Genomic DNA, 22,470 nt, shown 5'->3' with positions numbered 1-22,470 from the left:
CCTCACAGGTTCATGCGACCGACCACACGGATGTGGTCATTACAGGCCCCGGCACTTGTGCCGGGGCCTGTTCTATGTGGGAGAGGGAATAAGCAGTAGTTGTCGAGCCCTAGCGAGGCTACGACGGCCGCACCACCTCTATCAGGTCGACCCCCAAGTGACACGCAGCCTCGCTAATGCTCGACGGCTATGGGGTGCCGGGTCGTCGTTGGGGTTACTCGGCATCCAGATGCATTTGGGTAATCACCCGACCATCCTTCTCCGCTTGCCCCAGGTTGGCATCGATAAAGTAAACCCGGTCGTCTTCCAGTTGCCCTTTGTCCACCAGGTAGTCCTTGATGCTGCTGGCGCGGTCCTGGCCCAGTTGGCGTAGCAGCACGTCGCTTGCGCTCCAGAATTTGATCAAACCGTCCCGCAACTTCGCGGTACGTTCATCACGGCTCAGGTCTTTCCACTCAGCTGGCGGCTGCTGTTTCAGACGAGTGCGATAGATGCCTTCTAGGAGCGGCGCTTTTTCGCTTTCGGGTACTTCAATCAGCGACGCCTGGGCCGGGACTTTATCGCCACGGCGCTGGAGTATCTTGTAGTAGTTGTACTGGTATTCCCGCTCCAGCCGTTGTGCGGCCAACAAAGGCCCGTCACTGCTGGCAGCGGCCGTGCCTTCAATCTCCAGGCGCAGGGCTGGTCGCTCCTTGAGCGCCTTGGCCAAGGTGTTCAGCGCCGATTCGGAATCCTTGCTCAGGTCGCTGGAGCCGGCTGCGAACGACACCGTGCCTAGGTCCTCTGAACCGCCACCGGTAATCAGCCCCCCAATAAACTTGAATGGCGCCTGGGCTGCACGCAGCACCAAGTTGCGCAGGGTCTGCCAGACAATCGGCATCACGCTGAATTGCGGGTTGTTCAGGTCTCCGGTAACCGGCAACTCAATGGAGATTTTGCCGTCAGTGTCCTTGAGCAGGGCAATTGCCAGGCGAATCGGCAGGTCTACGGCGTCTGCACTGTCGACTTTTTCGCCTAACTGCAATTGCTCGACCACTACCTTGTTCTGCGCTTTCAGCTGGCCATTGGTGATGATGTAGTGCAGGTCCAGGTTGAGTCGACCTTTACGGATACGAAACCCGGCGAATTTTCCCGAGTACGGCGTAAGGGTGGTCAGTTCGACGCGTTTGAAGCTGGTGGCGATATCCAGCGCCGCCATCGGGTCAAACGGGTTGACGCTACCCTTGATGGTGACAGGCGCATAGCGGTCGACCTTGCCCTTGATGTCGACGCTGGCGGGTTTGGCCTGACGACTGTCGATGGTGCCGATCTGACCGTTGAGCTGCTGAATGGCGGTGGCGAAGTTTGGGGTCAGGCTGAAGTCGGCAAAGTTGGCTGAACCGTCATTGATCGCAATTTGGCCAATGTGAATACCCAGGGGCTTTTGATTGCTCGTTGCTGATTTGGCCGCCGGCTTCGCGCCACTGTCGGCCGGCTGAGGAATGAGCAGGTCATCGACGTTAGTGGTGCGGTCGTCATTGATCATGAAGCGGGCATAGGGCTGCAGCAGGTTGACCTTGTCGATCGAGAGGCTGTCCCCGTGCTGGTAGTTGAGACCCTCCACCACCAGGCGCTGCCACTTGAGGAAGTCGCGAGTCTTGAGAGTGTCCAAGGTGTGCAACTGATCAACCTGCGCGCGACCGGTGATCTGGAATGCAAGGGGCTCGGTGCTCTTGAGGTTCACGTCGAGATTGCTGCCGAGCATGCCGCTGCGCAGCTCCAGGCGAATGAACGGGCTGATATAGGACTGGGCGACCCGCAGGTCGATGTCCTTGGTGTCCACTTTCAATTTGGCGCTGACCGGGTTCAGGTTGACCTGGCCGGTTGCCTGGATCTTGCCTTGTTTACCCACGCCAGTGTCGAGCTTGAGGGTAAAAGGGCTCTGGTTGAGGCTGTCGAAATTTTGCAAATCGACATTCAGTGGGCCCAGCTCCAGCGCTACCGCCGGTTTAGCCTGGCGGTCAGCCAAATGCACCTGATAGTTGCGCAGTTGGACGTCCTTGAGCAGCACTTGCCAGGGTTTGCTGGGTGCGGCGGGTGCAGGCTTTGGCGAGTCGGCGGTGGCGGGTGCAGTCGCGGGCTCAGGTGCTGCTTGAGGCTTGCTCGGCTGGCTGGCGAACAGCTTCTGCCAGTCCAATTGGCCGTCGGCTTCAAGGGCTGCCCAGGTTTCGAGTTTATTGCTGCGGATCTTGCCGACGATCACTTGCTGCTTGGCCAGGTCCACCGTCGTTTCGCTGACGTCCAGGCGCTCCAGGCGTACCAGTGGCCGGCCATCTGGCGCCTTGATGGCAAAGGGCGCGATGCTTACGGACGTATTGGTCAGGTTCAGCTCGGTTTCCTTGGCCAGGTTCAGCTTGTAGTCGGTGCTGAGGTTGAGCAAGCCGTCTTCGAGGACCAGCGGCAGCGCGTCACGCACATACGGCCACCAGACCTTCATCTTGCCATCGGTGACCTTGAGCTTGCCCTCGGACGCAATCGGCACCAGGCTGAAGTTACCGTTCCAGTCGATCTGACCGCCCTCGGGGCCGGCTGCGACCAAGGTCATATCGGCATTGTCGTCGGGCAGCGTGCTGAGGTTTTTCAGCTCGAAGTCGAGTTTGTCGTAGAGAAATTCAATGGGTTCGCTGGGGCGCAAATCCTGGAAGTGTACGTAGCCGTCGGCCAGCTTGATGCGCTCGATGCGCAGCGGGAACGGCTTGCTGTCAGGGTCGACAGGGGTGGGCTCACTGGCAGGCAGTTTGAACAACTGCGCGAGGTTGAGTGTGCCGGACTTGTTGAACAGCAATTGCGTCTTAGGCTTGTCCAGTTGTACGTCTGTCAGGTGCAGGGCGCGGGTCCAGAGGCTGTCTATCTGCAGATTGGCATACAGGCGTTCAAAACCCACCTGCTCTTTGCCCGGTTCGCCGATTTTCAGGCCCCAGAGGGTCAGCTCAAGGCTGAACGGGTTGAGCTCTATCCGCTCGATGCGCGCTGGCACGGTGGCGTAATTGGCCAACTGTTGATTGGCCACGCGAAGGGCAATACCGGGCAGAATCAGGAAGCCCAGCAAGCTGTAGAGTGCAAGGGCGGTCAGCAAGGCGCCAGCGGCGCGTATCAATCCTTTGGGCATGTGAGGCGCCATCTACGTCGATTAGAAGTGCCTTGGAGTATGGCACGGGTTTACGGTTCCGAAGAGCAGCGCCTTTATTGCTGTAGGCGGATACTTTTGGGGCAAGTCTTACAGTTGCAGGATCAGGGTCTTTAGCGGTGGCTGCTGGTCTTGTGAGGGAAAGTCGGCGCCCGGGGTCATGATTTTCCAGTCGCGGACCGGACGCCCGGCTTTTTCAGCGCAACGCAGTACCTGCTCACGCCAGTCATCCATGCTGACTTTTGCCAGGTTGTTGCAGCAGATCAGCACGCCACTATCGGCCGTCGCCAGCAGTGCCGGCTTGAGCAGGCTTTGATAGTCACGCAGCAGGTCGACGGTGCCGAAGGCGCTTTTGGCCCAGGCTGGCGGGTCGAGTAACACCAGGTCGTATTGGCGTTGCTCCAGGCGTGGATAACTCGGCAGTTTCTGGCCGCGCCGCTGAGTGATCGGCAGACCAGCCAACTGGCGGATTGCCGGGAAGTAGTCCGATTGCACAAACTCCATGGCCGGCAGCTGCGGGTTAAGCTGACCGTTTTCGCGACCGACCGCGAGGTTGCTCTCGGCGAAATCCAGGTTGCACACTTCACGGGCGCCACCGGCCGCTGCGCTCAGGCCCACGCCGCAGGTGTAGGCGAACAGGTTCAGTACGCTTTTGCCGGCACTGTGGTCCTTGACCCAACCGCGGGTGTTGCGCAGGTCGAGAAACAGCAGGGGGTCTTGCCCAACATGGCGGCCGCGCACGCGGTAATTGAGTCCCCATTCGTGGCCGACCAGGTTTTCCAGGGCGGCAGGTTCGGCGCAGTAGACGGTGTCTTCGCGGTCGATGCGCGAGTTGCCTCGGGAGCGGTCGTTGTAGACCAGCAGCAATTCCAGGCCCAGGTGCTGATTGATGGCTTGGTGCAGCTCCAACAGATCGCCTCTTTCCAAGGACTGGTGAAAGCTTTGTACCAGCAGCTGCGGGCCATAGCGGTCGATGGTCAGGCCGCTGGCGCCTTCCTGGCTGCCGTGAAACAGGCGATAGCTATCGGTGCCTTGCGCGTGAAGCTCAACAAGCAGGTCTTGGCGATGATCGAGGGCGGCGCGCAGCGCCTGATTCAGGGAAGACATGGAGCGCGCCTTGGGTGATTGGGGGCGCAGGAGTTTAACAGTTCTCAGCTCTGTGGTGCCGCTGACGCAGTTATCGCGGGCAAGCCCGCGATGTTTTTAATGCAGGCCCATACGCCTGTGGGCTCTTTGTACTGAGCCGTTACGCATTGCCCAGCGCAACAACGGCGCACTACGCCTGACACCTGCGCGGATCAGTTGGCGTTGCAATGGGCTTTGTTGTTGCCCAAGCATGTCGCTGGCCCAGTTCGGCAGCAGATCAATACCGGCCCGCATCATCAGCGAGCCAAAGGGCTTGGCCAGGGTGCTGGGGGCGGGCGCCTTGAGCAGCAGCCGCATCACTTCTCGACTGCGATCGTCACACAGCAGTTGTGGTCGAATTCGTTCGAGGTAGTCGGCCACTTCCTGACGTGAGCGCGGCACATGACGAGCCCCCAGTTGCTCGGCGACCAGGGCGATTTCGGTGTAGTACCGGTCCTGATCCCTTGGCGATAAATCCGGGTTGCGATAACGCAGATGGGCGGCGAGGAAGTTGCTGACTTCAGCCACATGCACCCAGGTCAGTAACTCCGGGTCGCTGGCGGCATAGGGTCGGCCATCAGGCGCATGCCCGACCACTTGCAGGTGGATGGTGCGCACCTTTTCGATCAGCCACTCGGCGTCGCGACGGGAACCGAACGTGGTGCCGGAAATGAACTGCGAGGTGCGCCGCAAACGCCCGAGCATGTCTTCGCGAAAATTCGAATGGTCCCAAACCCCGGCCAGCGCCAGGGGGTGCAACGCCTGCAGCATCAAGGCGCTGATGCCGCCGATCAACATACTGCTGAAGTCACCATGGACCTGCCAGCTCACCGAGCCCGGACCGAACAGGCCTGGATCGCCCTTGGGGTTTTCTAGGTCCAGATTGCCCAGGGACAGCCCCGTCAGACTCATCAGTTGGGTTTCGATGCGGCTACGCAGAAATTCCATGGCGACTCGGGTTTTCCTATCGGTTCAGGCGTTTGTCGATCAGACCCTCGACCACGCTGGGATCGGCCAGGGTCGAGGTATCCCCGAGGCTGTCCAGTTCGTTGCAGGCGATCTTGCGCAGAATGCGCCGCATGATCTTGCCGGAGCGGGTTTTCGGCAAGGCCGGCGCCCATTGGATCAACTCGGGCTTGGCAAAGCTGCCGATCTCTTTACTGACCAGTTCCAGCAAATACTTTTTCAGTTCGTCGCTGGGCTCGACGCCATTCATCGGCGTGACAAACGCATAAATGCCCTGGCCCTTGAGGTCATGGGGATAACCTACCACCGCTGCCTCGGCCACCTTGTCATGCAGCACCAGGGCGCTTTCGACCTCAGCAGTACCGATGCGGTGGCCCGATACGTTGATCACGTCATCAATGCGCCCGGTGATCCAATAGTCACCGTCCTCGTCCCGTCGCGCACCGTCGCCGGTGAAGTAGTAACCGGGATAGGGCTTGAAGTAGGTGTCGATCATCCGTTGCGGATCGCCATAGATGCTGCGGATCTGCCCTGGCCAACTGGACTTGATTGCGAGAATGCCGCTGCCAGCACCGCTGATTTCCTTGCCTTGCTCGTCGAGTAGCACCGGTAGCACGCCGAACATCGGCTGGGTCGCACACCCCGGCTTGATGTGTTGAGCGCTGACCAGTGGGCTGAGCATGATGCCGCCGGTTTCAGTCTGCCACCAGGTATCGACAATCGGGCAACGTTGTTCGCCGACCGCATTAAAGTACCAGTCCCAGGCTTCCGGGTTGATCGGCTCGCCGACACTGCCCAACAACCGAAGGCTGGCGCGGGAGGTATTTTCCAGTGGGCCGTGGCCTTCGCGCATCAGGGCGCGCAATGCGGTGGGAGCGGTGTAGAAGATATTGACCTGGTGTTTGTCGATCACTTGCCAGAAGCGCGAGCTGTCCGGATAACTTGGCACGCCCTCGAACATTAACGAGGTCGCGCCATTGGCCAGCGGCCCATAGACGATGTAGCTGTGGCCAGTGACCCAGCCGACATCGGCGGTACACCAGAACACCTCGCCGTCGCGGTAATCGAGCACGTATTTGAAGGTCATCGCCGCTTGCAACAAGTAGCCGCCGGTGGTGTGCAATACGCCCTTGGGTTTGCCGGTGCTGCCGGAGGTGTAGAGGATAAACAGCGGGTCCTCGGCGTCCATGGGTTCGGGTGGGCAGTCGGCGCTCACGGCGTCCAATGCCTGTTGATACTTGAGGTCGCGGCCCTCCACCCAATTGACTGCCGCGCCGGTACGCTCAATCACCAGCACCGTGCTGACGTTGGGGCAACTGGCCAGAGCCTTGTCGACATTCTGTTTCAGCGGCACGGGTTTACCGCCCCGTACGCCTTCATCGGCAGTGATCACGGTGCGGCAGTCTGCGTCGAGAATACGGTCGCGCAGGGCGTCCGGGGAAAAACCACCAAACACCACCGAGTGCACGGCACCGATGCGCGTACAGGCCAGCATGGCGTAGGCCGCTTCGGGGATCATCGGCATGTAGATACACACACGATCGCCTTTCTTCACGCCGCGGTTTTTCAGGACGTTGGCCAGGCGGCAAACGTTTTGATGAAGTTGGCGGTAGGTGATTTTGGAGGATTTTGTCGGATCATCGCCCTCCCAGATGAAGGCCGGCTGATTGGAGCGTTGCGCAAGGTGACGGTCGATGCAGTTGTAACTGACGTTCAGTTGACCACCGGCAAACCAGCGGGCGGCGCCGGTGTTGATGTCCGATTGCTGGACGCTTTGCCAGGGTGTGATCCAGTCGAGAAAGCGCTTGGCCTGTTCAGCCCAGAAGGTGTCGGGTTGCTCGATGGATTGGCGGTAGAGGCGCTGATAGTCCTCTTGACTGAGTTGCGCAGCTCGGCGGACGGCATCGGCGTTGGGGAACGTGCTGATATCGAACATGAGGGATCCTTATTCTTGTTATTTGCGACAAGAGATAAAGATGCACCCTGTGGAGGGAGGGTTCAAGGCCAACGTCCAAACGGACGTTGGCCTCTTGAGGCTCACATCAACCGCGGTGGCGACCGCGGAAGTAGTTGATCAACCCTTGGGTCGAGGCATCATCGGCCGGTTCTTCTTCGCTGCCGGTCAGGCGGTTGTAGACGCCCTTACCCAGTTCCTTGCCCAGCTCCACGCCCCATTGGTCGAAGGCGTTGATACCCCAGATGACGCTCTGCACGAACACTTTGTGCTCATACATGGCCACCAGCGCGCCCAGGCGACGAGGGCTGATGCGTTCCACCACCAAGGTGTTACTTGGACGGTTGCCGGGAATAACCTTGTGCGGTGCCAGTTTCTGCACCTCGTCTTCGGCCATGCCCTTGTCACGCAGCTCTGCTTCGGCTTCGCTGCGAGTCTTGCCGAGCATCAGTGCCTGGCTCTGGGACAGGCAGTTAGCGTATAGCCACTGGTGGTGATCGGAGACCGGGTTGAAGCTGACAATCGGCACGATAAAGTCGGCCGGGATCAATTGGGTGCCTTGGTGCAGCAACTGGTGGTAGGCGTGCTGGCCGTTGCAACCTACGCCACCCCAGATGACCGGGCCGGTATCGGTGGAAACCGGCGTGCCATCTTGGCGCACGCTCTTGCCGTTGGATTCCATGTCCAGCTGTTGCAAGTGCTTGGTGATGTTACGCAGGTAGTGGTCGTACGGCAGGATCGCGTGGCTTTGCGCGCCCCAGAAGTTGCCATACCACACGCCGAGCAGACCCAGCAGCACCGGCATGTTCTGCTCGAATGGTGCGGTCTGGAAGTGCTGGTCCATGGTGTAGGCACCGGACAGCAGTTCCTTGAAGTTGGACATGCCGATGGCCAGGGCGATAGGCAAACCAATGGCCGACCACAGCGAGTAACGGCCGCCGACCCAGTCCCACATCGGGAAGATGTTTTCTTCGCGGATACCGAAGGCCACGGCCGCCGCGTTGTTGCTCGATACGGCGATGAAGTGGCGATACAACTCAGCTTCCGAACCACCCTGGGCCAGGTACCAGGCGCGAGCGGCCTGGGCGTTTTTCAGGGTTTCCAGAGTGTTGAAGGACTTCGACGAGACGATAAACAGCGTGGTCTCGGCGCGCAGCTTCATGGTCAGCTCGTGGAACTCACTGCCGTCGATATTCGCCAGGTAATGGCAGCGCACACCTTTATGGGCGTAGGACAACAGCGCTTCGGATACCAGCTCCGGGCCGAGGAACGAGCCACCGATGCCGATGTTGACCACGTCGGTGATTGGCTTCTCGGTGTAACCGCGCCACAGGCCGTCGTGGATTCGGCCCACCAAGTCAGTGATCTGGTTCAGCACTTTATGCACGTCGGGCATGATGTTCACGCCGTTGACCGACAACTTGTCGCCAACCGGGCGGCGTAGTGCAGTGTGCAGCGCTGGGCGATCTTCGGAGGAATTGACCGGCTCGCCGTTGAACAGCGCCTTGATCGCGCCCTGAAGGTCGACTTCCTTGGCCAGCTCCACCAGCAGGTCGCGGGTTTGGCTGGTGATCAGGTTTTTTGAGTAATCGAGGAAAAGTCCGCAGTTACTCAAGGTAAATTGGGTAAAGCGCTGTGGATCGGCATTAAAGGCTTCGCGCATGCTGAAATCCTGCATGGCTTGGCGGTGTTGATTGAGCGCTTGCCAGGCGGGCAGAGCGGTAACGTCATGGGGAGTGCGGTAGTACGCCATCGCTGCGGGTTTCCTTTTTATTGCTGGGACTGCCTTTAGGACATTTGAAAGCCCGGAACGTCCAGTTTTATGCCGTGGAAGTATAAAACGATGGGTTACGGTCTACTGCGTCAACGCCAACCAATAACGCAGGGCGATTACAGTAAACCTAGCGACTCATTCTGTCTTGGCTTTGTCTGCGCTGTGACCGGTACTTTTTTATACCGGCGCATCAGGCAGTGCAACAGGCGGGCTGCTTTTGGGTGCAAAGCGGCGGGTCGGTCAGTTCAGGTTCAGATGCAGGTTGTCGATGAGCCGGGTAGCACCCAGATAGGCTGCCACCAGAATCACCACATCCCGATCTTCGGCGGTTGCCGGGCGCAGGTGCTGGCCCTGGCGAACCTCCAGGTAGTCCATGCGCAAGCCGGCGGCTTCAATCTGCTGCATCTGCTCGGCGCGCAACTTGGCGAAGTCACGCTCACCGCTTTTAATGGCCGTGGCGATCTGGCCGAGGCTGCGGTAGAGCACCGGGGCGATTGCCCGTTGTTCTTCGGTGAGATAACCGTTACGCGAGGACAGCGCGAGCCCGTCGTCCGCGCGGACGGTGGGTTCGCCGATGATCTGGATCGGCATGTTCAGGTCATGCACCATGGCGCGAATGACCGCCAGTTGCTGATAGTCCTTCTGGCCAAATATCGCCAGGTCAGGCTGGACCATGTTGAACAGCTTGCTGACCACTGTTGCCACGCCTTCGAAGTGCCCTGGACGGCTGGCGCCACACAGGCCTTCGGACAGGTGCGCAACACTGACGCGCGTCTGGCCGGTCGTACCGCCGGGATACATTTCCTCAACGGTGGGTGCAAACAGCAGGTTGCAACCGGCCTGCAGGAGTTTTTCCTGATCCGCCGCCAGGGTGCGCGGGTATTTGTCCAGGTCTTCGCCTGCGCCAAATTGCAGTGGGTTGACGAAAATGCTCGCCACCACGAAGTCCGCTTGCTGGGATGCCTTGCTGACCAGCGTTGCATGGCCGCTGTGCAGGTTACCCATGGTAGGCACGAAGCCGATACGTTTGCCCGCGTTGCGGGCGTGGGCGACGGCGGCACGCAGTTCGCGCACGGTCTTGACGGTGTTCATGCAGAAAACCCGTGTTCGGTGCCTGGGAAGGTGACGGCTTTGACTTCGGTGACGTAGGCGCTCAAGGCGGCCTGAATGCTGTCTTGGCCGGCCATGAAGTTTTTCACAAACTTCGGCGCGCGACCGGTGAGGGCCAGCCCGAGCATGTCATGCAGGACCAGAACTTGGCCGTCGGTGGCGGCGCCTGCACCAATGCCGATTACCGGGATTTTTACCGCCTGGGTGATTTCTGCGGCCAATTCACTGGGTACGCATTCCAGCACGATCATGGCGGCGCCAGCCTGTTCCAAAGCGATGGCATCGGCCCGCATCTGGCGCGCCTGGGCTTCATTGCGGCCCTGGACCTTGTAACCGCCAAGGATGTTGACCGACTGCGGCGTCAGGCCCATATGTGCGCACACCGGCACGCCACGCTCTGCCAGCAGGCGGATCGACTCGGCGAGCCAGGCGGCACCTTCCACTTTGACCATGTGCGCACCGGCCTGCATCAGTTGGGCACTGTTGTTGAAGGTTTGCTCAAGCGTGGCGTAGGCCATGAACGGCAGGTCGGCGATGATCATGGCCCCGTCGTTGCCGCGTTTGACGCTGGCGACGTGGTACGCGATCTCGGCGGTGGTGACGGGCAGCGTGCTGTCATTCCCTTGTAGGACCATGCCCAGGGAGTCACCCACCAGTAACACCTCGACTCCGGCCTGGCAGCAAGCCTGGGCGAAGGTGGCGTCATAGCAGGTCAGCATGGTGATTTTTTCACCCTTGAGTTTGAGGCTCTGCAAGGTGGTCAGGGTAATGTCTGGCATGAAAAGGGTCCTCGTTCAGGCGCTTGGAAACAGCGAGTAACGCGCGTGAGTCTTCGTTTATACAGGCGCACTTTCTTAAAAAACAGTGCTTATAAGGCCTGGATTGCGCCCTTTAGCGCCGGGTTGGCGGCAGCGGGACGCCTATAGTCGTGAGGAGGACTCTGGAAGTCAATTGGATGTGTTACCGCATTGTTACGATCGGGGTGTTACCGCTGTTACTGATGCGATTCAGCAGGAGTGAGGCGCTCCAGACCAACGAACGGGCAGGCGGCGAGCAGGTCGCTGAGGGTGCGGCCATCGGCCAATTGCAGGCTGGCTGGCGCCAGTTCGGCCAACGGGTAAAGCACGAACGCTCGCAAATGCATCTGATAGTGCGGCACCTTGAGGCGCGGCTCATCAATCAGCCAATCGCCGAACAGCAATATGTCCAGGTCCAGGGTCCGCGGGCCCCAGCGCTCAAGACGCTCACGGCCTTGGTCGTTTTCAATTGCTTGCAACGCATCGAGCAGTTCGATGGGCGCGAGGGTGCTGTCCAGGGCCGCGACCGCGTTGGTATAACGCGGTTGGCCTGGGAGTAACGAATCACTTTGATAAAAGGCGGAGACGCCCGCCAGCGTGGTGTTTGGCAATTGCGCCAATGCCTGGACGGCATTGTGCAATTGCTCTTCGGGGGCTGACAGGTTGCTGCCCATTGCGATGTAGACGCGCTTCATCGGACTTACTCGCCAGACGCGCTCGGGGTGTCGGCAGCACTGCGTTTACGCTTGCTACCGCTGCTGCGACGGCGCTTTTTCGGTGCATCGCCGGTGCCGTCGCCCTTGCTGCTGAGCTCACGAATCATCTCGCGACGTTCGCTGTCGTTGGCATCCTGATAGTTGGTCCACCATTCCCCCAAGCCGTCGGTCTGCTCGCCAGCGCTTTCACGCAGCAGCAGGAAGTCGTAACCAGCACGGAAGCGCGGATTGTCGAGCAGCAGGTCGGCGCGTTTGCCGCTGCGCCGTGGCAGGCGCTCTTGCATGTCCCAGATCTCGCGGATCGGCATGGTGAAGCGCTTGGGGATTGCGATGCGTTGGCACTGTTCGGCGATCAGTTCGTGAGCCGCTTCCTGTATGGCCGGAATCGGCGGCATGCCGCGGTTCTGCAAGCGCACCACCCGCGCTGGCAGCGCTGGCCACAGGAGGGCGGCAAACAGGAAGGCCGGGGTTACCGGTTTGTTCTGTTTGATACGCAGGTCGGTGTTGATCAATGCTTCGCTGATCAGCGTGTGGGTGTAGGTCGGGTTGTGCTCCAGTGCTTCGGCGCTGGCTGGGAACAGCGGGTCGAACAACTGCAGGTCCACGAGCATTTCGAAGGTGTCGGCGGCGTAGCCGGAGAGGAACAGCTTGAGTACCTCTTCGAACAGGCGTGCCGAAGGGATTTCCCGCAGCATTGGCGCCAGTTCTCGAATCGGCGTGGCCGTGTGCTTCTCGATGCCAAAGTTCAGCTTGGCAGCAAAGCGCACTGCCCGCAGCATCCGCACCGGGTCTTCCTGGTAGCGTTGCGTCGGATCGCCGATCAGGCGCAGCAGGTTGTTGCGGATATCGTGTACGCCATTGGCGTAATCGAGGATGCGCTCGCTGACCGGATCGTAGTAAAGGGCATTGATGGTGAAGTCGCGGCGTTGCGCGTCCTCTTCCAGGGTGCCGTAGACATTGTCTCGCAGGATGCGCCCGCTTTCGTTGCGGGAAGACTGGTTGCTGTCTTCCTCTTCATCATTTTGCGGGTGATTGGCGCGGAAGGTCGCCACTTCAATGATTTCACGACCAAAGTGGATATGCACCAACTTGAAGCGCCGACCGATGATTCGCGCATTGCGAAACTCGGCACGCACTTGCTCCGGCGTGGCACTGGTGGCGACGTCGAAATCTTTGGGCGTGATGTTGAGCAACATGTCGCGCACGCAACCGCCCACCAGGTAAGCCTGGTAGCCTGCGTTCTGCAAGCGTTCGACGATGTTCACCGCATAACGGCTGAACTGGGCGCGTTGCAGCGAATGTTGGCTGCTGTTGAGCACTTCAGGCGTGCTGCGTTTATGTTGCGTACGACGCAAGGGAGAACGGAATGACTGGAACAACTTCTTCAGCATGGGATGCACTGTTTGAAGGAATGTTCGGCCATAACGAAGAATGACCGCATGATGGGCGGGGATTCTAGCATTTAGTCAGGGGATGGTGTAGGAACAAGCTGCAAGCCTTGAGCCAGAAGCTTAAAAGAGTGGTGATACCGGTCAATCGCGCAAGCCAAATTGTAGAAACTACAAGGGGAGCCGAAGCTCCCCGAGAAAGTAGTTGCGTACTCTATTTTTATTATTGATTTCGGGCTTCTTGTTTTTGTTGATCGCCCTCGCCATAAAGCTTTACCTTCATGACACTCCCAATCGGGAGTCAAGAGCAAACGGATTGCTTTGGTCGCTGTGTTGCGATGATCAATGATCCAACCAGTTCAGGCTCTGCCTTAGGGCAGTTTTTGTTGTTCTCGGCCTGGTTGCGGGGCAAGCCCCAAATGCAACGCCTCTCCAAAAGAATCAGTTAGCTGCGCCTCCGCCGTGTTGTTTTTATTGTGCGTGAGTCGATTCGTCTTATTTTTATTGTCTTTTGCATTGCTTGTTATTGTTCTTGTACTAAACATATAGCAGGGTGCGTGCCAACTTTTGCGCGGGCCAGCAAAATAGGGGTTAAAGGCGCTTTCGGGTTTTTGGCAGGCAAAAAAAAGCCGGGACTTCGTTACCGTAAGCCCCGGCTTTTGTTACGTGAAATATCTGAGGTAACAGTTTTTTCACATTTGAGGGTGTTACCTGGTGTGACGCTGCATCAGCTTTCGCTGGCAACCCCGGTCTTGCGCCGTGGAATACCCAGGCGCTGGCGCCGTTCCCACAGGCATTTGCGGCTTACACCCAGCTTGCGGGCCAACTCGGTCTCGGTCATATGGTCCTGATGCTCAAGGACAAAGTGCTGGAAGTAATCTTCCAGTGACAAATCTTCCGTTGGCTCATGGCTAGTGTTACTGCCGCCCTGTTGCGGGGCCAGGCCGATGAAGTCGTCATCGTGCAGATCGCTCAACTCGATATCGATACCCAGCAGTTCGGCGGAAATTTCCGGGCTCTCCGACAGGATCACTGCACGTTCCACCGCGTTTTCCAGTTCTCGCACGTTACCGGGCCAGGAGTAATGCCTGATCGCTTGCTCGGCATCGGCGGCGAACTTCAGGTCGGTGCGGTTAACCCGTGCGCTCTGGCGTATCAGAAATGCATCTGCAATCTCATTGACGTCGGCACCACGCTCGCGCAGGGCTGGCAACTTGAGCGCGATCACATGCAGGCGATAGTAAAGGTCTTCACGGAACTGTCCGATTTTCGCCAGGCCTTTCAGGTCCCGGTGAGTGGCCGCGATCAGGCGTACATCGACCTTCTGCGACTGCACCGAACCGACCCGACGAATCTCGCCTTCCTGCAGCACCCGCAGCAGACGTGCCTGGGCTTCCAGAGGCAGTTCACCGATCTCGTCGAGGAACAACGTGCCGCCATCCGCAGCTTCGACCAGGCCGGCACGACCGGCACTGGCACCGGTAAAGGCGCCTTTTTCGTGGCCGAACAGTTCGGACTCGATCAGGGATTCAGGAATCGCTGCACAGTTCACAGAGATCATCGGTGCCTTGGCGCGCTTGGACAGGTTGTGCAGGGCGCGGGCCACTAGCTCTTTACCGGTGCCGGACTCGCCCTGGATCAGGACATTGGAGTCGGTGGGCGCTACTTTGCGGATCTTGCTGTACAGGTCCTGCATTGGCGGGCAGGAACCGATAATGCCGATCTCGCCATTACTGTTGTCGACCCCCGGCTTGTCGGCGCCGTTGACGGCCTTGCCCGCTGGGCGCTCGGCTGGAGTGCTGCTGACTGACTGTCGGTCACGCAGAATACGGGCCACGGCCTGGAGCATTTCGTCGTGATCGAAAGGCTTGGCGATGTAGTCCACCGCGCCCATCTTCATCGAGTCCACCGCTGAGCGCAGGCTGGCGTAGCTGGTCATGATCAGTACCGGGGTACCTTGGCCGAGCTTGATCAGTTCGGTGCCAGGCGCGCCAGGCAGGCGCAGGTCACTGACGATCAGGTCGAACGTGGGAATGCTGAAACGCTCTTGGGCTTCCTGCACCGAGCCGGCTTCGCTGACCTGGTACTGATTACGTTCAAGCAAGCGACGCAAGGCAGAGCGGATAATGGTTTCGTCTTCGACGATCAAAATGTGCGGCATTGATTCAGTTCTCTCGACGGTCTCAGTTCACAGCGGACGTCGCTTCGACATGACGCGGCAAGGTCACCCGAATACGGGTGCCGCGTTGGCTTTCGGTGTCAGCCGGGCTGTCGATGGTGATTTGTCCATAATGCTCTTCAACGATGGAATAGACCAGTGCAAGGCCCAGACCGGTACCTTCACCCGGATCCTTGGTAGTGAAGAAGGGTTCGAACAATCGGTCCATGATGTTCTGTGGAATGCCGCTGCCTTCGTCTTCGACGATCAGGTCGACGGTGTGCTCGAAAACCTCGCTCTTGACCCGTACCGCGCTGCCGGCCGGCGATGCGTCGCGGGCGTTGGACAGCAGGTTGATTAGCACCTGGGCCAAGCGTTGCGGGTCACCATCGACCCAGTGTTCCGGGTCGCACAGGTTAAAGAACTGTACTTCGAAATTGCGCCGGTTCAAGGCCAGCAGGCCAATGGCATCTTGGGCGACTTCGGCCAGGCACACAGCTTCATCGCGATTCTGATGACCGCCCGCGTGGGCAAAGCTCATCAGCGATTGCACGATGCGCGAGACACGTTTGGTTTGCTCGAGGATTTGCCCGCTGATTTCGGTGATTTCGCTGTCTTCTTCGCGCTCTTCCCGCAGGTTTTGCGCAAGGCAGGCGATACCGGTGATCGGATTGCCGATTTCATGGGCTACGCCGGCCGCCAGGCGCCCGATGCTGGCCAGGCGTTCGGAGTGCACCAGTTTGTCTTCCAGCATCTGGGTTTCGGTGAGGTCTTCCACCAGCAGCACCAAACCGCTGTTGCCAGGCGCCAGGGGCTCGTCGATTGCCGCTTTGTGCAGGTTGAGCCAGCGGGTCTGGCCGTCGAGGGCCAGGTGCTGTTTGTGCAAGTGCTCATCCGGCAGGTTAATGAAGCCTTGAAGTAATTCTTTCCACGGATCGCCAATGGTGTTCAGGCGCGAGCCCACCACACGCTGGGCAGCGATACCGGTGAGTTCTTCCATGGCCTTGTTCCACATCAGGATTTCTTGATCCTTGGCCAGGGAGCAGACGCCCATGGGCAGTTCCTGCAAGGTTTGGCGGTGGTAACGACGCAAGGCATCGAGTTCGGCGGCAAGGCCGGTGAGGCGCGAGTGGTAGTCCTCCAGCCGGCTCTCGATGAAGTGGATGTCTTCGGTGACGTAGTTTTCGCCGCCTGCCTTGTAGGGCAGGAACGTCTCGACCATGTCCTGGGACACGCTGGGGCCCATCAAGCCGGAGAGGTTGGCTTCGATGCGGTCACGCAGGCGGCGTAGCGCATACGGCCGGCGCTCGTCGAAGGGCAAGTAGAGATCGCGCAGGGCCTGTTCGACTTCCTTTTGCGCGGCCTTGGCGCCCAGGGGCTTGGCCAGTTGCGTGGCGAATTCCTGGGGCGAGGCGGCATGCAGTTCCCGGCGTTGCGGGCGACGCACGTTATCTACCGCACAGGCTTCGGCAGCGCTGGTTTCTTCGGGGCTGGCGTTGGTGAATAGCGATATCAGAGTGAACATCAGTACGTTGGCCGCCAGCGAGGCAATGGCTGCCATGTGCCAACTGGTGTCGTCCAGCACGTAGATCATGTTCAGCAACGGAATGTAGAAGCCTTGCAGATTGCCCACCAGCGGCAGCAGCATGGTCACCAGCCACACCAGCATCCCCGCCAGGAGCCCGGCGATAAAACCGCGACGATTGGCGGTCGGCCAGTACAGCACCGACAGCACGCCTGGCAAAAACTGCAAAGTGGCAACGAAGGCGACGATGCCCAGGTTGGCTAGGTCCTGCTCGGCGCCCAGCAGCAGATAGAAACCATAACCGGCCATGATGATCGCGACGATCAGTGCCCGGCGGGTCCACTTCAGCCAGCGGTAGATGTTGCCTTCAGCGGGTGGCTGGTACAGCGGCAGCACCAGGTGATTGAGCGCCATGCCCGATAGCGCCAGGGTGGTGACGATGATCAGCCCGCTGGCGGCGGATAAGCCGCCGACGTAGGCCAGCAGCGCCAAGGACTTGCTGTTGGCCGCGATACCAATGCCCAGAGTGAAGTATTCCGGGTTGGTGGTGGCGCCCAGCTTCAGGCCGGCCCACAGGATCAGCGGCACCGCCAGGCTCATCAGCAAAAGGAACAGCGGCAAGCCCCAACTCGCACTTACCAATGAGCGCGGGTTGAGGTTTTCGGTAAACGTCATGTGGTACATGTGGGGCATGACGATGGCCGAGGCAAAGAACACCAGCAGCAAGGTGCGCCACGGGCCTTCTTGCAGCGGAGTGTGCAAGGCGGCGAGGGCGGTCTGATTTTGCAGTAGCCACATTTCCAACTGTTGTGGGCCGTCGAATACGCCGTACAGCGCATAGAGCCCGACGCCGCCAATGGCGATCAGCTTGATCACTGACTCAAAGGCAATCGCAAACACCAGGCCTTCGTGTTTTTCGCGGGTGGCAATATGCCGTGAACCGAAAAAAATTGTGAACAGGGTGATCAGCGCGCAGAAACTCAGGGCGACCCGGTGTTGCACGGGTTCTCGGGTGAGGATGCCAATCGAATCGGCCACCGCCTGGATTTGTAGCGCCAGCAACGGCAATACGCCGATCAGCATGAAAATCGTGGTCAGCGCCCCGGCCCAGGTGCTGCGAAAGCGGAAGGCAAACAGGTCGGCCAGGGACGACAGCTGATAGGTGCGGGTAATTTTTAGAATCGGGTACAGCAGCACCGGCGCCAGCAAAAACGCGCCCGACACTCCGAGGTAGCTGGAAAGAAAGCCATATCCATACTGATAGGCCAGGCCCACCGTGCCATAAAACGCCCAGGCACTGGCATACACGCCCAGCGACAAGGTGTAGGTCAACGGATGGCGAATGATCGCCCGCGGAATCATTCCGCGCTCACTGATCCAGGCTACCCCGAACAGCGCGGCCAGGTAGGCGGCGCTGATCAGCAGCATCTGGGTCAGGCTAAAGCTCATCGGCATCTTTTTGGCTCTGCAGGATGAAAGTCACAACGATCAGGATCAGCCAAAGCAGATAGGGCCGGTACCAGGCACCCGTGGCGTCGATCCACCAATCCATGATGGCGGGGGAAAACAGATAGATCCCGACGACCAGCAGGAGGACCAATCGATAGATATACATACTGGCCTCTGATTGAAAAACTCGTTGAAGTAGCGGCTTTTTTGTAGGTGCGAGCGCCTATACAAATAAAACTGCGGCGATGGTAACGGATGGGCGCCAAGCTGCAAGCGCCCTTAACGTAATTGCGCTTGCGCCAAGGTGAGTGTGCGCGGGATTTGGTTGGCGTCCCAGTGACGGATGCCCCAATCCAGCAGTTCCCGTGGGCTGGCGTGATCCAGTTCATTACCCGGTTGTTGGCCAAGGGCGCGCAACGCTCTGAGCAGCAAAGGCGTGGCCTGGTCGCTAGTCAAGGGCGGTGAGCGGTAGGATTTGCCCAGTTTGTTGCCGTCGGGCTGGGTGATCAGCGGCACATGCAGGTAACGCGGTTGCGGCAAGCCGAGCAGCTCCTGCAGATACAACTGGCGTGGTGTGGAGTCGAGCAAGTCGGCGCCCCGCACGATATCGGTGACACCCTGCCAGGCATCGTCGAGGACCACGGCCAATTGGTAAGCATAAAGGCCGTCTCGGCGGCGGATGACGAAATCACCTACATCCCGGCCCAAGTGCTGTCGGAATTTGCCTTGTACGCGGTCGGTAAAGTGGTATTCCAGCTCCGGTACCCGCAGGCGGATAGCGGCGTCTTGCTGGCCATGGCCGGCATTGCGACACAGCCCCGGATAAATGCCGTTGTAAGGTTCCAGTTGTTTGCGCGAGCAGGTGCAAGCGTACGCCAGGCCGTGGTTGAACAGGCGATTGACGACTTCGGCGTAGGCATCATGCCGTGCGCTTTGTTGGACCAACTCGCCGTCCCACTCGAAGCCATAGCGTTCCAGGGCAGTGAGGATGGCTGCTTGGGCGCCGGGCTCTTCCCTAGGCGGGTCGAGGTCTTCCATGCGCATCAGCCATAGGCCCTTGTTTGCGCGGGCGTCTAGGTAGGAAGCAAGGGCAGCGACCAGCGAACCGAAGTGCAGGTGACCGCTGGGGGTGGGGGCGAAGCGCCCGATATAGGAGGAGGCTGTCATGGGGTGGATGTTACTGGAAAAGCCGTAAACGGCAGATACAAAAATGGGGCGTTTGCACGCCCCATTCGTTCAGTCCGACAGTGTTTACTTGCCGACCTGTTTTTCCTTGATTTCTGCCAAGGTCTTGCAGTCCACGCACATGTCGGCAGTAGGACGCGCTTCCAGACGCTTGATACCAATCTCTACGCCGCAGGATTCGCACCAGCCGTAGTCTTCGTCTTCGATCAATTGCAAGGTCTTGTCAATTTTCTTGATCAGCTTGCGCTCGCGATCACGGGCGCGCAGTTCAAGGCTGAACTCTTCTTCCTGGCTGGCACGATCTGCCGGGTCGGGGAAGTTGGCCGCTTCGTCTTTCATATGGTCAACCGTGCGGTCGACCTCCTGCATCAAGTCCTGTTTCCACTTTTGCAGAATCTTGGTGAAGTGCTTACGCATGGGCTCGCCCATGTACTCCTCGCCCTTCGATGGTACGTAGGGTTCGAAGCCGCTGATGCTCTGTTGCTTTTCTTGGGTGGGCATGAATGGGCCGCCTCTCACTCTTCTAATCCATTGCGCAGGATTGCAACGTCGCCGACACCTGCCGGCCCTGCGGCTGCAAGCGGGCGAACTTACCAGATAGCTTCGAGGTGCGCCACTCCCTGTTGTCGAGGCGACGTCCCATGCTGGCCACAAAGCACCGAAAGCCGCAGCAGGGCGGGCTTGTACCGTCTTGAATATGGATTTTAGTCGTTTTGCAGGCGGTTGCCGTACCGTCTGGCGCGGACATCAGGGTAATAGAGCAGGTTTTGCGTCGCCGGTTGGGTAGAATCGGGGTTTGCATTCACAGTTAAGGAAGGCTAATGGCTCAGCCCTACAGTGCCCGCAGTCGCGCTATCGAACCTTTCCACGTCATGGCGTTACTGGCGCGGGCCAATGAGTTGCAGGCTGGCGGTCACGATGTGATTCATCTGGAAATCGGTGAGCCGGACTTCACCACGGCGCAGCCCATCATCAAGGCAGGGCAGGCCGCCCTGGCCAATGGCAAGACGCGCTACACCGCAGCTCGCGGTTTGCCTGAGCTGCGCGAAGCCATCAGCGGTTTTTATCAGCAGCGTTACGGCCTGAATGTCGATCCCGAGCGAATTCTGATCACCCCGGGTGGCTCGGGAGCCCTGTTATTGGCCAGCAGCCTGCTGGTGGACCCCGGTAAACACTGGCTGCTGGCGGACCCAGGCTACCCGTGCAACCGGCACTTTTTGCGTCTGGTGGAAGGCGCGGCGCAACTGGTCCCGGTCGGGCCGGAGGTGCGCTATCAACTGACCGCTGATCTGGTGGCTCGCCACTGGGATCAGGACAGCGTCGGCGCACTGGTTGCCTCGCCAGCTAACCCCACCGGGACGATCCTGACGCGCGACGAACTGGCCGGGCTGTCGAACGCGATCAAGGCGCGCAACGGGCACTTGGTGGTGGATGAGATTTATCACGGGCTGACCTATGGCACTGATGCCGCCAGCGTGCTGGAAGTCGATGATGAAGCCTTTGTTCTAAATAGTTTTTCAAAGTATTTCGGAATGACCGGCTGGCGCCTGGGCTGGCTGGTGGCGCCGCCCGCGGCGGTCGGTGAACTGGAAAAGCTGGCGCAGAACCTCTACATCAGCGCGCCGAGCATGTCCCAGTACGCGGCCTTGGCCTGCTTCACCGAGGAAACACTGAGTATTCTTGAAGAGCGCCGTATTGAGTTTGGCCGTCGCCGTGACTTTCTTCTGCCGGCGTTGCGGGAGCTGGGTTTTGGTATCGCTGTCGAGCCCGAAGGTGCCTTTTACTTGTACGCCGATATCAGCGCATTTGGCGGCGATGCCTTCGCGTTTTGCCGGCATTTCCTGGAAACCGAATATGTGGCCTTTACTCCAGGCCTGGATTTTGGCCGTTACCAGGCCGGTCACCATGTACGGTTTGCCTACACGCAAAACCTCGATCGGCTACAGGAAGCTGTAGAACGGATTGCCCGTGGCTTACGGAGCTGGCAAGGCTGATGCGCTTTAATCCTCCCCTCGAAGAGGGTCGGCTGATTCGCCGATACAAACGTTTTCTCGCCGATATCGAAACCGTTACCGGCGAGTTGTTGACCATTCACTGCCCAAACACAGGCTCGATGTTCAATTGCATGGTTGAAGGCGGTCAGGTCTGGTTCAGCCGGTCCAACGACCCTAAGCGCAAGCTGCCAGGCACTTGGGAAATCAGCAAAACACCACAGGGGCGCCTGGCCTGTGTCAACACGGCTCGCGCCAATCAACTGGTGGAGGAGGCGTTGCGGGCAGGGGTCATTACCGAGCTCAATGGCTTTACCGGCTTGAAGCGCGAAGTGGCCTACGGTCAGGAAAACAGTCGCATCGACTTTCGCCTGGATTACCCCACGGGTGCGGCGTATGTCGAAGTCAAAAGTGTCACTTTGGGCTTTGACGGAACGTCAGTCGCGGCGTTTCCTGATGCGGTGACCCAGCGAGGGGCCAAGCACCTGCGCGAGCTGGCGCATTTGGCCCGTGACGGCGTACGGGCGGTGCAGTTGTATTGCGTCAACCTGTCCGGTATCGACGGGGTGCGGCCCGCCGAAGAAATTGACGCGGGTTATGCTGCCGGGTTGCGCGAGGCCAAGGCCGCTGGGGTTGAAATCCTGGCGTACGGGGTGCGGGTTAGCTCGCAGGAAGTCTGCATTGACCGCCGATTGGACGTGCTGCTCAGCGACTAGAGTTGCACCCACAACCCTTGTTCGTCTTCGCGGCCGTGCAGGGCGGTTAGGCTTTGACCCGCGCAGGGGCCGGCGATGCATTCGCCGGTCTCGATCAGAAACAGCGCACTGTGGGTCGCGCATTGAATCAGGCTGGCGCTTTGATCGAGAAAATGGTCAGGCTGCCATTCTAGCGGCACACCGCGATGGGGGCAGCGATTGACATAGAAGTAGGCGGTGCCTTCCCTGCGCACGGCGAATAGCTTGTGGCCATCGATATCGAAGCCGCGGCTGCTGGCTTCAGTAAGGATGTGTGAAGGGCAAAGAAACTTCATATTTACTCTCAGGTGGTGCGGGTAAAGGGCTGCAGGACGATCCGGGTTTTGCCCGTGTGTCCGGCGCTTGACGTTTAAATGCAAACAATTATCAAATGCCAGCTTCGCCCGTTAGCTAGCTGCGTGCTCAGTACGA

Annotated in this window: 17 protein-coding genes; 2 read left to right on the top strand and 15 right to left on the bottom strand. The window is 59.3% G+C overall.

Features of this window, described 5'->3' with window-relative positions:
• Nucleotides 1-214: 214 nt before the first annotated feature.
• The 14 genes from FQ182_RS19605 to dksA form a co-directional block, all read right to left on the bottom strand.
• A complete protein-coding gene (locus FQ182_RS19605) occupies nt 215-3,148 on the bottom strand; it encodes a DUF748 domain-containing protein (protein WP_149413221.1) in 2,934 nt (977 codons plus the stop codon).
• Between the two features lie 108 nt (nt 3,149-3,256).
• Complete coding sequence (locus FQ182_RS19600) at nt 3,257-4,273, bottom strand: class I SAM-dependent rRNA methyltransferase (RefSeq protein WP_149413220.1); 1,017 nt, start codon at nt 4,271-4,273, stop codon at nt 3,257-3,259.
• A 96-nt stretch (nt 4,274-4,369) separates the two neighbouring features.
• The gene (locus FQ182_RS19595; protein ID WP_149413219.1) at nt 4,370-5,239 is read right to left on the bottom strand and encodes an oxygenase MpaB family protein; all 870 of its coding nucleotides are present in this window, start codon (nt 5,237-5,239) and stop codon (nt 4,370-4,372) included.
• Between the two features lie 16 nt (nt 5,240-5,255).
• On the bottom strand, nt 5,256-7,193 hold the full coding sequence (acs, locus tag FQ182_RS19590) for an acetate--CoA ligase (RefSeq protein WP_149413218.1): 1,938 nt from the start codon (nt 7,191-7,193) through the stop codon (nt 5,256-5,258).
• 106 nt (nt 7,194-7,299) lie between these two features.
• Complete coding sequence (gene pgi / locus FQ182_RS19585) at nt 7,300-8,964, bottom strand: glucose-6-phosphate isomerase (RefSeq protein ID WP_149413217.1); 1,665 nt, start codon at nt 8,962-8,964, stop codon at nt 7,300-7,302.
• 261 nt (nt 8,965-9,225) lie between these two features.
• Nucleotides 9,226-10,077, bottom strand: a complete 852-nt coding sequence (panC, locus tag FQ182_RS19580; protein ID WP_149413216.1) for a pantoate--beta-alanine ligase — start codon at nt 10,075-10,077, stop codon at nt 9,226-9,228.
• Nucleotides 10,074-10,874, bottom strand: a complete 801-nt coding sequence (gene panB / locus FQ182_RS19575; RefSeq protein ID WP_149413215.1) for a 3-methyl-2-oxobutanoate hydroxymethyltransferase — start codon at nt 10,872-10,874, stop codon at nt 10,074-10,076. Before panB ends, panC begins: the two co-directional genes overlap by 4 nt.
• A 215-nt stretch (nt 10,875-11,089) precedes the next feature.
• On the bottom strand, nt 11,090-11,587 hold the full coding sequence (folK, locus tag FQ182_RS19570) for a 2-amino-4-hydroxy-6-hydroxymethyldihydropteridine diphosphokinase (protein ID WP_149413214.1): 498 nt from the start codon (nt 11,585-11,587) through the stop codon (nt 11,090-11,092).
• A 5-nt stretch (nt 11,588-11,592) separates the two neighbouring features.
• Nucleotides 11,593-12,999 carry a polynucleotide adenylyltransferase PcnB gene (locus tag FQ182_RS19565; RefSeq protein WP_149413213.1) on the bottom strand — a complete coding sequence of 469 codons (1,407 nt, stop codon included), beginning with the start codon at nt 12,997-12,999 and terminating at the stop codon, nt 11,593-11,595.
• 724 nt (nt 13,000-13,723) lie between these two features.
• The gene (locus FQ182_RS19560) at nt 13,724-15,157 is read right to left on the bottom strand and encodes a sigma-54 dependent transcriptional regulator (RefSeq protein ID WP_149413212.1); all 1,434 of its coding nucleotides are present in this window, start codon (nt 15,155-15,157) and stop codon (nt 13,724-13,726) included.
• A gap of 22 nt (nt 15,158-15,179) precedes the next feature.
• Nucleotides 15,180-18,134, bottom strand: coding sequence for a sensor histidine kinase (locus FQ182_RS19555; protein ID WP_178114489.1), 2,955 nt, complete (start codon nt 18,132-18,134; stop codon nt 15,180-15,182).
• A complete protein-coding gene (locus tag FQ182_RS19550) occupies nt 18,118-18,294 on the bottom strand; it encodes a hypothetical protein (protein WP_003176118.1) in 177 nt (58 codons plus the stop codon). Before FQ182_RS19550 ends, FQ182_RS19555 begins: the two co-directional genes overlap by 17 nt.
• 113 nt (nt 18,295-18,407) lie before the next feature.
• A complete protein-coding gene (gene gluQRS, locus FQ182_RS19545) occupies nt 18,408-19,295 on the bottom strand; it encodes a tRNA glutamyl-Q(34) synthetase GluQRS (RefSeq protein WP_149413210.1) in 888 nt (295 codons plus the stop codon).
• 84 nt (nt 19,296-19,379) lie between these two features.
• Entirely contained in the window at nt 19,380-19,814 is a 435-nt protein-coding gene (gene dksA, locus FQ182_RS19540) for an RNA polymerase-binding protein DksA (RefSeq protein ID WP_149413209.1), read from the bottom strand.
• A 320-nt stretch (nt 19,815-20,134) separates the two neighbouring features.
• On the opposite strand from dksA, the gene FQ182_RS19535 reads away from it, so the two are divergent.
• Together FQ182_RS19535 and sfsA are read left to right on the top strand one after the other, a co-directional pair.
• Nucleotides 20,135-21,307: a pyridoxal phosphate-dependent aminotransferase gene (locus tag FQ182_RS19535; protein ID WP_149413208.1), complete on the top strand. Its 1,173-nt coding sequence runs from the start codon at nt 20,135-20,137 to the stop codon at nt 21,305-21,307.
• Nucleotides 21,307-22,020, top strand: a complete 714-nt coding sequence (sfsA, locus tag FQ182_RS19530; RefSeq protein ID WP_149413207.1) for a DNA/RNA nuclease SfsA — start codon at nt 21,307-21,309, stop codon at nt 22,018-22,020. Before FQ182_RS19535 ends, sfsA begins: the two co-directional genes overlap by 1 nt.
• Here sfsA and FQ182_RS19525 read toward each other — a convergent pair.
• Nucleotides 22,017-22,334: a Rieske 2Fe-2S domain-containing protein gene (locus FQ182_RS19525; protein ID WP_149413206.1), complete on the bottom strand. Its 318-nt coding sequence runs from the start codon at nt 22,332-22,334 to the stop codon at nt 22,017-22,019. The two genes, sfsA and FQ182_RS19525, sit on opposite strands and share 4 nt — an antisense overlap.
• Between the last annotated feature and the right edge of the window lie 136 nt (nt 22,335-22,470).

Origin of the sequence: Pseudomonas sp. ANT_H4, from assembly GCF_008369295.1 — a bacterium.
GTDB lineage: Bacteria > Pseudomonadota > Gammaproteobacteria > Pseudomonadales > Pseudomonadaceae > Aquipseudomonas.
Note: the sequence above shows the minus strand (reverse complement) of the source record. Positions and strands in the feature narration are given on the sequence as shown.